At 53.2% G+C, this 13,693-nt stretch carries 13 protein-coding genes; 6 read left to right on the top strand and 7 right to left on the bottom strand.

The window, feature by feature from the left end; translation table 11 throughout:
* Positions 1-32 precede the first annotated feature (32 nt).
* Genes ACOQPU_RS10680 through ACOQPU_RS10670 form a run of 3 tightly spaced genes read left to right on the top strand, consistent with a single transcriptional unit; the run spans position 33 to position 2,570 of the window.
* Entirely contained in the window at positions 33-1,949 is a 1,917-nt protein-coding gene (locus ACOQPU_RS10680; RefSeq protein ID WP_420645096.1) for a glycosyltransferase family 39 protein, read from the top strand.
* Positions 1,950-1,987: 38 nt separating this feature from the next.
* The gene (locus tag ACOQPU_RS10675) at positions 1,988-2,284 is read left to right on the top strand and encodes a BrnT family toxin (RefSeq protein ID WP_420645095.1); all 297 of its coding nucleotides are present in this window, start codon (positions 1,988-1,990) and stop codon (positions 2,282-2,284) included.
* Positions 2,271-2,570 (top strand): hypothetical protein, encoded by a 300-nt coding sequence (locus ACOQPU_RS10670; RefSeq protein WP_420645094.1) that lies wholly within the window; start codon positions 2,271-2,273, stop codon positions 2,568-2,570. The genes ACOQPU_RS10675 and ACOQPU_RS10670 overlap by 14 nt, the downstream gene beginning before the upstream one ends.
* Before the next feature lies 1 nt (position 2,571).
* Here ACOQPU_RS10670 and ACOQPU_RS10665 read toward each other — a convergent pair whose 3' ends face one another.
* From ACOQPU_RS10665 to ACOQPU_RS10655, 3 genes are read right to left on the bottom strand one after another with little or no spacing between them, the layout of a single operon-like run.
* On the bottom strand, positions 2,572-3,039 hold the full coding sequence (locus ACOQPU_RS10665) for a hypothetical protein (protein WP_420645093.1): 468 nt from the start codon (positions 3,037-3,039) through the stop codon (positions 2,572-2,574).
* Positions 3,040-3,062: 23 nt separating this feature from the next.
* Entirely contained in the window at positions 3,063-4,043 is a 981-nt protein-coding gene (locus tag ACOQPU_RS10660; RefSeq protein WP_420645092.1) for a D-cysteine desulfhydrase family protein, read from the bottom strand.
* A 29-nt stretch (positions 4,044-4,072) separates the two neighbouring features.
* Positions 4,073-7,285 carry a BTAD domain-containing putative transcriptional regulator gene (locus tag ACOQPU_RS10655; RefSeq protein WP_420645091.1) on the bottom strand — a complete coding sequence of 1,071 codons (3,213 nt, stop codon included), beginning with the start codon at positions 7,283-7,285 and terminating at the stop codon, positions 4,073-4,075.
* Between the two features lie 198 nt (positions 7,286-7,483).
* On the opposite strand from ACOQPU_RS10655, the gene ACOQPU_RS10650 reads away from it, so the two are divergent.
* The 3 genes from ACOQPU_RS10650 (at position 7,484) to ACOQPU_RS10640 (ending at position 9,380) form a co-directional block, all read left to right on the top strand.
* Positions 7,484-8,023 carry a helix-turn-helix domain-containing protein gene (locus ACOQPU_RS10650; protein ID WP_420645090.1) on the top strand — a complete coding sequence of 180 codons (540 nt, stop codon included), beginning with the start codon at positions 7,484-7,486 and terminating at the stop codon, positions 8,021-8,023.
* Between the two features lie 14 nt (positions 8,024-8,037).
* On the top strand, positions 8,038-8,844 hold the full coding sequence (locus tag ACOQPU_RS10645; protein WP_420645089.1) for an alpha/beta fold hydrolase: 807 nt from the start codon (positions 8,038-8,040) through the stop codon (positions 8,842-8,844).
* Positions 8,845-8,987: 143 nt separating this feature from the next.
* Entirely contained in the window at positions 8,988-9,380 is a 393-nt protein-coding gene (locus ACOQPU_RS10640; RefSeq protein ID WP_420645088.1) for a hypothetical protein, read from the top strand.
* 283 nt (positions 9,381-9,663) lie between these two features.
* On the opposite strand, the gene ACOQPU_RS10635 is transcribed toward ACOQPU_RS10640, so the two are convergent.
* From ACOQPU_RS10635 to ACOQPU_RS10620, 4 genes are all read right to left on the bottom strand, one after another.
* Entirely contained in the window at positions 9,664-10,821 is a 1,158-nt protein-coding gene (locus ACOQPU_RS10635) for a Gfo/Idh/MocA family protein (protein WP_420645087.1), read from the bottom strand.
* Positions 10,822-10,936: 115 nt separating this feature from the next.
* A complete protein-coding gene (locus ACOQPU_RS10630) occupies positions 10,937-11,296 on the bottom strand; it encodes a cupin domain-containing protein (protein ID WP_420645086.1) in 360 nt (119 codons plus the stop codon).
* Positions 11,296-12,258, bottom strand: coding sequence for a sugar phosphate isomerase/epimerase family protein (locus tag ACOQPU_RS10625; RefSeq protein WP_420645085.1), 963 nt, complete (start codon positions 12,256-12,258; stop codon positions 11,296-11,298). Before ACOQPU_RS10625 ends, ACOQPU_RS10630 begins: the two co-directional genes overlap by 1 nt.
* A gap of 81 nt (positions 12,259-12,339) precedes the next feature.
* Positions 12,340-13,692: a dihydrolipoamide acetyltransferase family protein gene (locus ACOQPU_RS10620; RefSeq protein WP_420645084.1), complete on the bottom strand. Its 1,353-nt coding sequence runs from the start codon at positions 13,690-13,692 to the stop codon at positions 12,340-12,342.
* Position 13,693 lies beyond the last annotated feature (1 nt).

Here is a 13,693-nt window from a genome sequence, read left to right as displayed (position 1 = left end):
ACACCGCGACCTCCTTTTTCTCTGTGTCCTCTGTGGCAAAAAAATACCTTCTTGTGGCGATTTTGCTGCTGGCTTTTGGCTTGCGCGTACACAATCTGGAAGTGCAGTCCTTTTGGAACGATGAAGGAAACAGTGCCCGGCTCAGCGAGCGCACCATTCCGCTCATTATCGAAGGCACAGCCAGCGATATTCATCCGCCCCTTTACTATTTGCTGCTAAACCAGTGGCGTAAGCTGGTGGGTGATAGTGAGTTTGGGCTGCGGTCATTGTCTTTGTTTGCCGGGCTGTTCACCGTGCCGTTGACGTTTGTGTTGGCGAAAAATCTTAACGCAAAGGCGCGAAGGCGCGGAGGTCAACGCAAAGGCTGGTTGTTAGGGTGGCTTGCAGCACTGTTGCTGGCCATCAATCCAGCGATGGTCTATTACAGTCAGGAAGCGCGGATGTATGCGCTGCTTGGTCTGTGGGCGGTGCTGGCTACCGTGTTGTTGCTGCGTTGGTTGTCGATGATCAGTAATCCGTTAGTGGTGAACGGTAATCGGCGTTGGTTGTGGGGTGGGGCATATGTGCTGTGTGCGGCGGCGGGTTTGTATACGCATTACTTTTTTCCGGCGGTTCTCCTTGTCCACAATGTTTTCATCCTCATCAAAATTATCCAATCACCGTCAAAACCATTCAACATTAACAATTTACCGTTAACCATTAAGCATTGGCCGCTCCTTATGCTGACCACCTTGCTGCTCTACGCTCCTTGGCTGCCTATTTTTCTGGACCAGTTTGGCAGTGATCCGGTTAGCCGTCCGGGGATCGGGGAATTTGGTACGGCCGTTTCTCACTTCCTCACCTTTGGCCAAACAGTTGAAGTAGAGGCTGGTTTATTGTGGCTGGTGTTTGCTTTGTTGGGGCTGGGGTTGGTATACGGCCGTACCAAACTTATCCTGCCACTGCTCGGTGTCATTGTGCCGCTAGGCATGATGTTTGCCACTGGCACCACTGAGGCTGAATTCCATAAATTTTTAATGGTCGCCGCACCATTTTGGCTGATTTGGCTGGCAGCAGCCTTTACTTATACCAATCAGCGTGGCTTGCGTTTGCTGGTGAGCATCTGCTTGCTAGTGTTGTCGTGGGGAATGATGCAATCACTGCAAAATATGTACACAGACCCCACCTACACCCGTGCCGATTATCGGGGCATGGCCAGCCGCATTTTGGCTGAAGACCATCCGAATGCAGGGGTGATTTTGAACGCCGCCAACCAGTGGGAGGCGTTCACCTACTACTTCCCCGATGACGGCAATGTTTATCCCTTGCCAGAAGGGCGCAGCCGCCCCAATCCCGACGAAATTGATGCCACCCTGAGCCAGATTGCGGCGCAGCACGGCCGTCTCTACGCCATTTTTTGGGGGGAAGCCCAGCGTGATCCGGAGCGGCTGATTGAGCGTTGGCTGGACGCCCATGCCTTCAAAGCGACGGATGAATGGTATGGGGATGTGCGCTTTGTGACGTATGCCATTCCTTCTGCACCAGCAACCGAGATGGCAACGGCCGTTTCTCTTCCTTTCGGCGAATCAATCACACTCAACGGCTATACGCTGGGGGAAACCCGCCTGCGTCCGGGGGATATTGTGGAGGTGACCTTGTTTTGGGAAACGGCCGTACCCCTCCAAACGCGCTACAAAGTCTTCCTGCACTTGCTGGACGCCAACGGCAACCTTGTCAGCCAGCGAGACAGCGAACCGGGTGGCGGCTTGGCCCTCACCACCACCTGGCAGCCAGGCGACGTTATGCTAGACAACCACGGTCTGCTCATTCCTACCGATTTGCCCTCCGGCAACTACGAACTTCTGCTTGGCCTCTACGATCAGGCCAATCCCGCCGACCGTCTGTCCATCACCTCTCCGGACGGCGAGACGAATGCGTTCTTTCTAGCCAGGGTCACCGTAGTAGAATAAAACGTATTGACATTGTAAATACAAGCATATAAAATATCATGGATGAAAGAATTCATTATCGGGGTATCAACTTTGAATGGGACACTGAGAAAGCGTACGCTAATTTCAGGAAACATGGCATTGATTTCCAAACGGCCGTTGAACTGTTCTTTGACCCTTTTTTAATGTCATTACAGGACAAGATTGAAGGAGGGGAACGACGGCATCATGTACTCGGTATGACAAAAAGTTGGCAGATTCTGTTTGTCACATATGTCTGGCGCGGGGATGACGTTCGTTTGATTTCGGCACGATTGGCAAAAAACAGTGAGAGAAAACAGTATGAGCGTGGATAAATTGAAGGCAAGATTGCAACCCAATCGTAAAAAAGTGATGGTGAGTATTCGGATGCCGGAGGATGTAGTTGAGGAGCTGAAACGAATTGCGCCGCTACTGGGCTTTTCTGGCTACCAGCCGCTGATGCGGGCTTATGTTGGGCAAGGTCTGCGTGCAGATTTAGAGCGACTGGATCAAGAGACGGAGCTTTCTCGGCTGATGGAAAGTTTGCGGCGGCAGGGGGTGAGAGAGGAGGTATTGGTAACGGCCGTTGCCGAAGCCAAAGCCGAATACCGTACAGATTAACTCATCTGTTTTCCTCTAAATCCTTCATAGCTTGCTCTAATTCTTTTGAGAGATCTTCAAAACTTTTACCAGCATGCGGGGGCGGCGGAGGTGGCTCTGGAATCGGCGCAACTGCTTGGTCTGTGAAGGGAAAATTTGCACGACGAAAAAACCAAATTTCGTATTCAAGAGCCCCTAAAGACGTTAAAAACAAAGGGATAAAGCAAAAAAGAGTGGTGGTAATTGCTCCGGTAATTGTGCTTTCACCGTAAGGGAGGAAAAATAAAGAGAAACTAGGCAAAAATATCCAAAAAATGCTTCTAAATAATTGAGTCCGTAACTGACTTAGTTGAGGTTTGCTAATGGCTCTTTGAAGCCTTGTTTGACGTTTGAAGCTAGATATTTTGATCGTAAACCATATTGCCCAAAACAATAATCCAAAGAACCAAATTGGTATTAGATATTCATTTGCAATTGATTCCCAACTCATCAGATTTGTCTTGTTAGCACGAATTATGGCAAAAGTTTATCCACAAAGGCGGGCAAGGCGGCTGCACCGCCAGTGTGCCAGAAGAGGACACTTTGCCCACGGGTGAACGCCCCCCAGCGTATCAAATCAATGAGGCCGCCCATGGCTCGCCCGGTGTAAACCGGATCGAGCAAAATGCCCTCCAACTGGGCCACCATTTGAATTGCTTCCCGCTCGGTTTCGCTTACCATCGCGTAGCCGTCACCTAAATAATCGTCGTTCACCTCTACGCGGTTGGCAATGGAGACGGTCCCAACGCCTAGATGGGTGGCCGTGGCCGTGGCCAATGCCGACACTTGCATCTGCAACTCCTCAGCGGGATGATCGACGCTGATGCCCAAAATTTGCCCGCGAAAACCATACAGTTCCGCGCCCAGTACGAGGCCCGCCTGGGTGCCGCCGCTGCTGCTGGCAAAGACGATGAAGTCTATGTTGATGCTGGCGGCCTGCAGCTGCTCCGTTAGCTCTTTCATGGCCAACACGTAGCTGGTGGCACCCATCACGTTGGAGCCGCCCAGCGGAATAGTGTAGGGCTTATGCCCCATCGCCCGCTGTTCATTGGCTACTTCGGCCATCACTTCCTGGCGATTGCGATCCCCCGTCCAGTACAGATGTGCCCCCAACAGCTTGTTTAGCAGCAAGTTACCTTGCATCTGACTTTGTGGTTCTCCCCGCAAAACGAGACTGCACCCTAACCCACAATGTGCAGCGGCAGCGGCCGTTTGCCGACAATGGTTGCTTTGTGGTGCTCCGGTGGTAATCAGATGGTCACAGCCTTGTGCTATTGCATCTGCTACCAAAAACTCCAGCTTACGGGTTTTGTTGCCGCCGGTGGCCAAGCCAGTTTGATCATCTCGCTTCATATAAATATCGGGGCCGCCCAGATGTTTGCTGAGACGTTCCAATTTTTCCAGCGGGGTGGGCAAATGGGCAAGAATTTTTCTGTCGGGATAATTCGCATTCATGCGGCTGATTATAACTTTAGAGGGGAAAGTTATCGAATTGTTTGATAGAGCTGTGTGGTGGCGGGGGCGGGCGGCACGCCCAATCCGGCTTGCAGGGCAGATTCGCATCGCTGGTAGGTGCGTACGGCCTGTACACGATTGCCTAGGGCGACATGTGCTTGGATGAGCAGGCGGTACGCATCTTCCCAACAGTCATCTTGCTGCAAGATGGCTTGGCAGAGGCTGATGACTGCTTCCCAGTTTTGCTGCTCTGCTTGCCACTGAGCCAGGCGATCGGCGGCATGCAGATAGCGGGCCGAAAGTCGCTCACGCGCTTCGTGTGTCCAGCTTTCGTAGGGATAGGCTTGCAGGTAGTTGCCTTTGTAGAGAGCCACGGCCGTTTCATAACATTCCACTGCTTGCTCTACATCTTGCTGATAAAGTTGGTTTCCCTCGTCGATCTGCTGCTCAAAAACGGCCGTATCCAACCACACATCCGACTCCTCCCGCAAGCCGTATCGGCTGCCGTCTCGCACCACAAATGCCGAAGGGGCATTGCGCTTCCGATTTGGCTCCAGCACCGAGCACATCGCGCTAAAGGCAATCTTGAAGTCGCGCACCGCACCCTCAGGATTTAGCTCTGGCCACAACATTTCTGCGATTTGGTCCCGGTGGAGCAGCGTCCCCCGATGCGTGAGCAATAGTTGGAAAAGCTGGCGCGATTTTTTGCGCCGCCACGCCTTGCTGGGCAGCTCCTCATCCCCCAGCCAAATGCGGAATGCGCCTAACGTTTGAATGCGTAACTGGTAGCCTGGATGTCGCTCAAGCTGGCTCAATCCTAATTGCGTTAAGATCGCCTCGGCAACGGCCGCGTGCTGGCTATGGTCACGGGCAAAGAGCAGTAGCGGGACCAGGACGCGGGGATCGGGCGGCCCCAGCAGGGTGCGCCGCAGGAACAAAAATTCAAACCGATGGCGGCTAATTTGCGGCAGCAACATGTCCAAATCGCGTCTTAGGCGCGTCTCGTCCCCGGTTTGGTGCCAGAGCAGACAGCGCCAAAGACGAACGGCCGTTTCCCCAAAAACGTCGCTGCAATCATGAAAGCCATTGCCCGCCTGTGCCAGCCATTCATTTGCTTCTGGGGTCATGCCCAGCAAGGTGTAGGTAGACCCCATCGTTAGGCGAATGCACATTTCTACCCATTCATCGCCGTGCAGCCGCGCCAGAGCAATGCCCTCTCTGGCGTAGGCGAGTGCCGCCTCATGGTCGCCGGGGAAGCCGTAGGCCTGGCACAGCCCCCAAAACGCCTCAATTTTGAGTCGTGGCACGTCCATCTGTTCGCCAATTGTCACCGCTTGCTGGAACGAATGGCGAGCTTGCTCATACCCATGCTCGTTTTTGTGCAGCAGCCAGGCGTGCCCCTGGCGGCAATGGCCAACGGCCGTAATAAAGCCAGAGTTGAGTTCGCGCCCCCGATTTATGCCAGAAACGGCCGTTGCTAAGGCCTTCTCTGCCTCACCTTGGTACGACAAAATCAGCGACAGCAGCAGCAGCGTTTCCCGGTGGGCGCGCGGGCGCAGCACCGGAGATTGTTCCTCTTTTTCTGCCTGCGCTTCTAAAATCTCTCGCGCTTCTGCCAGCCGACCCGTCCGCAGCAGCATCCGCACGGGCAGCTCGGCCGGGCCATGCCCTTGATCAAGCAAAATCTGTGCTTGTGCCTGATAATCTTCTGCCTCGCGCAGCCGCCCCTGGTTTAGGAGATTTTCTGCCAGCAGCTCCAGCAGTCGCGCCTGGCTTTCCCGATCTTCCTGCCCGTCAGAGAGGCGCAAGGCTGCTTGCAGCAGTTCCTCACCTTTGGTGGCGTTAACTGTGTCCAGGTACACTCGCGCCTGCCCGCGCAGTGCCTGGCCGATGGCGCGCCGGTCTGCCAAGGCGCGTCCGCGCTGCTCAGCCTGTTGGTACCAGCCCAACGCTTCGTCGAAGCGGGAATGCAGCCGGGCGATGTCGCCCAGATAGGTGAGCAGGGCAGGGTAGTGGGCCAAAATGTCTGGTGGCAGGCGGCCAATCCAGCCCGCCAACGTGTCTAATCGACCTAAACGCACCAGCCTGCGGCCCAACGTGGTGAGGAGGACGGCCGTTTTTTCAAACGCTTTTGCCGCTAACAAATGGTAAATTGCCTCCTCGTCTTCCCCTTGCTGCTGGTAGATGGTGGCTGCCTGCTGGTTGAGCGTGTCAGCTTCATTGCTGGTTAGCTGGCTCAGCAGGAGTTCTCGGAATAAATGATGGTAGCGCACGTAGCCATTGCCCAAATTGACAACAAACAGCCCTTTTTCCAACAGGTAGCGCAGCAGTTGCTGGCTGTCCTGGTGGCGGCGTAGCTGGTTGCATAGCGGGGTGGTCATTTCACGCAGAACGGCCGTTTCTCGCAAAAATGCCTGCACATCGTCCGGCTGTTGGTTCAATACCTCTTGGGCTAAAAATTGGAACAGATCGCTGGCCGAGCCAGAAAGCTGGCTCAATGCTTGTGCCAGCGACGCGCCACCATCACGCTGTAACTGCTGCCAAATCAGATGCAGGGCAATCGGCCACCCTTCAATGCGACTGATCACCATCGCGGCTTGCTCCAGCGAGAGGGCATGGCCATACGTATCACGGAAAAGCGCATCAATTTCGCCGGGGGTGAAAGCCAGTTCTTCTTGACCAATTTCCAGCACCTGCCCCTTGACGCGCCAGGTGAGCAGCGAAGGAAGCGACAGCGGGTAGCGGGTTGCCAAGATGATGTGCAAGTTTTCTGGAGCCAGGCCGATGAGTCGGTCTAAAATGCGGATGGGTTCGCTGCTGTCATTGATGAGATGCACATCGTCCAACACCAAAAACGTCGGTTGATTCAGACCCTGAGCCAGTTCGTTGATGAGGCTGTCGGTAACGGCCGTCCAGTTGGGGGTTTGTGGCTCCTGTGCCCACGCTTCTAAAGCGGCTAGGGGCGCGTCAGACAAGTTGGGCAGGGCAATGCCAAAGCCGTGCAGCAGATGTAGTAAAAAGGGTTGGGCATCGCTGTCCTCTGCCTCTACCCGGTACCACACAAAGTGAGCCGTTGCCTGCTGGCTGGAGGCCAGCGTGGCCAGGGCGGTGCTTTTACCGTAGCCCGTGCCTGCCTGCACAATGGTAAGGCGGTGGTTTTGTGCTGCTAGCAGTCGTTGCTTAATCCGCTCGCGGGGGAGCGTGTGCTGCGCGGGGCGGGGTGGCACAAGTTTTGTACGCACAATAATACTTTGCTGGTACATGGTGTGCATTGTAGCCAGCAGGGAACCGGCGGGCAAACTGTTATCTGTAGTCAGTGGTTGGTATGCGGTAAGCAGTAACTGTTCACTGACTACTGAATACTGTTTACGGAATTGGGTATTGACTATTATCACTTTTGAGAATACAATACCGTTATCAATCATGAGAAAGGTGATGCGATGACTCAATCCAAAAGTGACTTGTTACTTCATCCGGTGCGAATGCGGCTAGTAACCGAGCTGGCGGGACGGCAGATGACACCGCGCCAATTGGCGGCGGCCATGTCTGATGTCGCCCAGGCAACGCTGTATCGACACATTAGGCGGCTACTAGATGGTGGCATATTTGAAGTAGTCGCAGAGCAGGTGGTGAATGGGGCGACCGAGCGGACGTATGGGGTGGTATCCGGTTCGGCACGGTTAACGGCTGATGAAATGCAATCAGTTTCCGCAGAGCAACATGTGCGTTACTTCTCCACCTTTGCGGCAGCCCTTATTGATACCTTTGCCCGCTACGCTCAGCAGTCTGACCCAGCCGACTTTGCCAGCGAAGGACTCAGCTACAACCGTGCTGTGATTTACCTGACGGACGAAGAGCGAATTGCATTTCAAACACAAATTATCAATTTAGTCGGTCAGGTGATGGCTAACCAACCCGCGCTAGAGCGCAAACGGTTTACGTTGGCTTCAGTCACTATTCCCGAAGAAAGAGTCCTTTGAAAGGAGCAGTTAAAATGAATTTGAAAGTTCACGAATATGGTTCGTACGGAAATCCCACGATTTTGTTTTTGCATGGTCTAGGGGTAAGTAGCTGGATGTGGCAAGACCAGATTGAAGCGTTGCAGGACACGTACCATCTTTTGGCGGTTGATTTGCCGGGAAATGGGGAAAGTTATCAGGTGGAATGGGTTTCGTTTGCCGAAACGGCCGTTTCCCTCGCCAACATCATCCGCAACAAAGCCACCAACGGGCAAGCACACATAGTGGGATTGTCTCTGGGTGGCTACACAACTCTGACTTTGTTGGCCAACCATCCTCAATTGGTACTATCTGCCATAGTGAGTGGCGTTACGGTACGGCCGTTCCCGGACACCCTACAATATAAACTGATGCCCAAAATCATGAGTCGTATTATGGGTTGGAACCTCACTATCGACCTGATGAGCCGGATGATGCAAATTCCCGACGAAGCAAAACCGCTTTATCGCCGGGATAGCAAAAATTTGCGGCCACAAACCATTCTTCGCATCTATGATGAGGTACTGAACTTCACGTTGCCCACGGGGTTGGGGCAACAGCAGCCGCGCCTGTTGGCGGTTGCAGGTGAAAAGGAGACAGGTTTGATTCTGGAGAGTTTGGCAGATTTCGGAGCGGTGGAAACGGCCGTAACTGCTACAATTCCCAACGCACATCACGGCTGGAATGGAGAAATTCCAGAGCTGTTTAGTGAAATGGTTGAAAATTGGGTTGCGGAGCGGCCGTTGCCTGTGGGCATGACAATTCACAAGCGTGGGGTGATCATGGCAGAGACGGCCGTTTAGCCCAAAGCAGCCTCCCAGTATACAACTCGCCCATAATTACTGCGTATAGCTTCATAGCAAACCACAGAAAATATTTTAGGAACCAAAGAGAGAGTTCCACATGGTTTGCAAAGCTGCTTTTAGTTATGAATAGGAGGCAACGAATGAAACAAAATAATTTCAAAGAGTTAGAAAAACACGTCACCATGTTGGGCTGGTTACATTTGGGGCTAAACCTGTTTACACTTTTTATTGGTGTGCTTGTGTTTTTTATTTTGATTGGTGCGGGCATGCTGTCTGGTAATGGCGAGGCGATGAGCGTCCTGGCTCTGGTTGGCATTTTTGTCCTGGGGATTTTGGTACTTGTTTCCATCCCTGGCATGATCACAGGCTGGGGCTTGCTCAAGCGCAAATCATGGTCTCGCTTGTTGGCTTTGATTATCGGCTTTTTAAGCCTGATGAATATTCCCCTTGGCACGCTGCTAGGGGTCTATACCTTCTGGGTGCTGCTGGCCCACGATGAAGCCAATGACTATTTCGTTGCTTACAGCACTTAGCACATAGGGCAAGTTAAGCAAATATTGTCAAGTCCGATTTGGTGCCTGGGGCAAAAATGTCTTCGTAGGCATCACAGGCTTTATCTAGCAAAGCCTGTAAATGATCAAACTGCTTTTCTGGTTCATCGGCCGTCACGCGGAAGTGGCAAATAGAGCTGTTGTCATTGGGATCATCGGAAGCATTTTCTTCATCACCCCAAAAACCTCAAATCAGGCGCGGATGAAATATGTCGCTTCTACAATGGTCTGTCCTTTTTTACAACCTCGAATTTGGATTAGATTTCTATTCGAATTCTAAATCAACTTGCCGCTTCGATATTGCAGATGAGACAATAGCATCACAAACCACTGCTGCCTTGTAGCCATCCTCGAATGTAGCTCCAATGTCTCCCACCGGCTTGCCATTGACAATGGAATCCAAGAAATGGGTCAATTCGTGGATGAATGTATGTTCCCAGCCAATGATATGTCCCGGCGGCCACCAATGGTTGAGCCAGGGGTGGTGCCCTTCGGTGACTATGACGGTGTGGAAGCCTTGCGTTTCTTTTGGTTCATCGTCCACCCAATATACTTCCAGCTCGTTTAGGCGCTCCAGATTAAAACGAATAGAGCCCTTTTCACCGTTGATTTCTATCACTTCGTAATTTTTGCGCCCAGCAGCGAGTCGCGTTCCTTCTAGCGAACCAATCGCACCATTCTCAAACTCAACTGTGGCGACGAAAGCATCATCTACGTCTACTTTGCCCATGCCGCTGCCGTCAGGTAACGGCCGTTCCTCAATAAACGTCCGCGTCATCCCACTCACGCTCTTCATCTCACCAACCAGATATAGACCCAAATCTACAATGTGAGCTGCCAGATCGCCGATGGCTCCGGTTCCCGCCACGCCTTTGTCCATGCGCCACAAATGTGGCGTGTTGTAATGGGGCAAAATCCATTCCTGTAAGTACATGGCGCGGAAATGGTAAATGCGTCCCAATGCACCGCTTTCAATGAGCTGTTTTGCCTGCCGAATGGCGGGAACAAAGCGGTAGTTAAAGGCGACGCCATGTTTCACGCCCGCTTTCGTCACCGCATCCAGCATTGCTTTGGCCTCTTCGGCTGTGCGAGCCATCGGTTTCTCACAAAAGACGTGCTTTCCCGCCTGCGCCGCCAAAATAGACGGTTCGGCATGGGCATTGTTTGGGCCACCGTTGTCAAATAACTGCACGGCATCATCTTCCAGCATGTCGCGCCAATCGGTATAGGTTTTTTGGTAACCGTACCGTGCTGCCATTGCCTTGAGCGCTGGTTCATTACGGCCGCACACAGCCACCAATTTGGGAATCGCCGGAGGCGGATCAATAGCAAAAGGGATGCTGCGCAGCGCATTGCTGTGCGCTCGCCCCATAAAGGCATACCCTAACATACCTACGCCAACTTCTGGTATTTCATTACTCATCACTCAACTCTCCTGAAAATAAAGGAACACAGAGAAGGCACAGAGTTACCCAGAGAGGAAACGGGGAAAATCTGCAAGCGATCTGAAGTCGCCAATCTGCGCATTTTGCGGATGTTTATTCATTCGTCCAAAATGTATCATCGGGGGCGGCGTTGGTTTTGAAAACCAGCAAGGTAAACGGCTCGTTGCTCTCATTGTACAGGCGGTGTATGTCGCCCGGCCGGGTCAGAAACATATCACCCTGTTGCAGCCTGTGGTTCTCTTCATTGATAACCAGACGACACTCGCCGCTTACTACGTAGTAAAACTCGATGGAGGTTTGATGCACGTGATTCGGAATCGTCGAACCAGGAGCCATCTTCACCATTTGCACCAGTGCGCCAGAACAAGATAGCGTTGTCTCATCTGCCAACCGATTTTTGCGATAGTTACGGCCGTTTACCCACGCCGTTTCGTCTAATTCGATGCGCCCCATTACGCCCAGAACATCTCGCCGGGCTGTTCAAAGATATTGGCCTGCTTCAACATCGCCACGCCTTTGCCCAACCCTTCGTCGGTGGACATCAGCGCATCTTCATGCTCAATCGAAATAACGTAATCATAACCCACCAGCCGCAAGGCACTGATGATGTCCTTCCACATCTGGGCGCCATGACCATAACCAATGCTGCGGAATGTCCAGGCACGATCCAGGATTTCGCCATATGGCTTGTTGTCGTTGCAGCCGTTGACCGAGATATTGAGTTCATCGACATAGCAATCTTTGCCGTGAACGTGATAAATGGCGTCGCCCAGCTTGCGAATGGCGGCAACGGCATCGACGCCGTTCCAGAACAGGTGGCTGGGGTCAAAGTTGCAGCCTAGAACTGGCCCGACGGCATCGCGCAGCTTCAGCATCGTTTCTACGTTGTACACTAACATGCCGGGGTGCATTTCAAAGGCAAACTTTACGCCTTGGTCTTCAATATATTTACCTGCTTCCTGCCAGTAGGGGATGGCCTTCTCGTTCCATTGGTAATCTAGTATCTCCAGGAAATGGGGCGGCCAGGGGCAGGTGACCCAGTTGGGCATACTGTCGCCGGGCGCACCGGCTGGCAGGCCAGAAAAGCCGTTGACGACCGGCACATTGAGCAGACTTGCTAATTTAGCCGCTTTGCGAATCACGTTGTCAGCTTCAACGGCCGTTGCCTCATCAGGATGCACCGGATTATTATGTACGCTCAACGCGCTCAATATCAGGCCGCGCGACGTGATAGCCTCCATGTATTCATCCCGTTTCGCTTCGCTGGCTAACAAGTCATCCACCGGGCAGTGTTGGCTGCCGGGATAGCCGCCCGCACCAATTTCAACGGCCGTTACCCCTGCCGCCACTGCCTTATCCAACGCCTCTTCAAAGGGTAAATTCTGAAACAATGCTGTAAACACACCAATTCTCATCAAAATCCTCCATAAATGGTGAATTGTGAAGGTCGCACTTCATTCACAATTCATTATCCACAATTCATTATTTTCTTATCTCTACCAAAGTAACCGATCAGGCTGTTCAAGACCAGCAATCAAATCTTGCAAAAAGCGGGCTGCTACCGCCCCATCAACCGTGCGGTGATCAACGGAGAGTGTCATTTTTAGCAACGGCCGTATCACGAGTTCATCACCAGCTTCTGTTTCCACCACCAGCGGCTGCTTTACCGTGCGCCCCACCGCCAAAATCGCGCTTTGGGGTGGGTTGATAATTGCTGTGAAATGGTCGATGCCCAACATGCCCAGATTACTGATAGTGAAGGTGCCGCCTTGCACATCCTGCGGCTGCAGGCGGTTTTCCCTTGCCCGCGCCGTGAGCGTCCGCATCTGGTTGGCGATGTCCAATAATCCCAAAGCCGCCACGTTTTGCACTACCGGCACAATCAGCCCGTCATCCAGAGCGACGGCGATGCCGATGTTGGCTTGCCGGTGCAGTTGAATGCTGTCATCATGCCAGGAAGCGTTGACCAATGGATGTCGCCCTAATGCCCAGGCGCACACTTTGGCTAAAACGGCCGTTACCGACACCCTTGCCGCTCCCTCTTTCTCAGCTTGCTCATTCAATCGCTGCCGCAAATCGAGAACGGCCGTCATGTCTGCCGTTACGGTAAAGGTGATGTGAGGAATTGCCTGATAGCTCTGCGTCAGCCGCTCGGCAATCGTGCGCCGCATGCGGTTGATGGGCAGCTGCTCAACATCCTCAATGATTGGGGGTGTGGGTTTTGCTGAGCTGCTTGGCAGCTTGAAGGAAGTTACGTCATTAGCCTGGACGCGCCCGCGCGGGCCGCTGCCGCTAATTTGTGCCAGTTCCAGACCTCGTCCCTTTGCCACGCGGCGGGCAGCAGGGGTGGCGCGTACTTTGCCGGATGGTTCGGTTTCGTGACGGCCGTTCCTGGCTGGCGCAGTCTGCCGCTCTTGTAAAAATTGCTCCACCTCCTGCCGCCGAATTTTCTGGTCGTTAGCCGCTGGCATGACCTCGTTAATATCAATTTCATTGGCAGTGGCGATGCGTTGGGCAATGGGGGTGGCTTTAGGTGGAGATACTGTTTCAACGGCTGGGGCGGGGGCAGCGGCCGTTTCTGGTTCCACCTTGGGCGGCGACCATTCTTCACCCTTTGGCACGATGTAGGCAATGGTTTCCGCCACCGGCACTACATCACCATCCTGCACCAAGACGCCGCGCAAGATACCGTCTTCCGGGGCTTCTACCTCCATCGTCACCTTATCGGTTTCTACCTCCATCAGCGGATCGCCCTTCTCCACAAAATCCCCTTCGGCGACCAACCAGGCCATCACCAGCGCTTCTTCCTGCGACATCTCAAACTTGGGCATAATGATCGGTGTGGCCATG

It is taken from the genome of Candidatus Leptofilum sp. (assembly GCF_965223285.1).
Lineage (GTDB): Bacteria > Chloroflexota > Anaerolineae > Promineifilales > Promineifilaceae > Leptofilum.
This window is presented reverse-complemented; position numbering and strand designations above follow the sequence as displayed.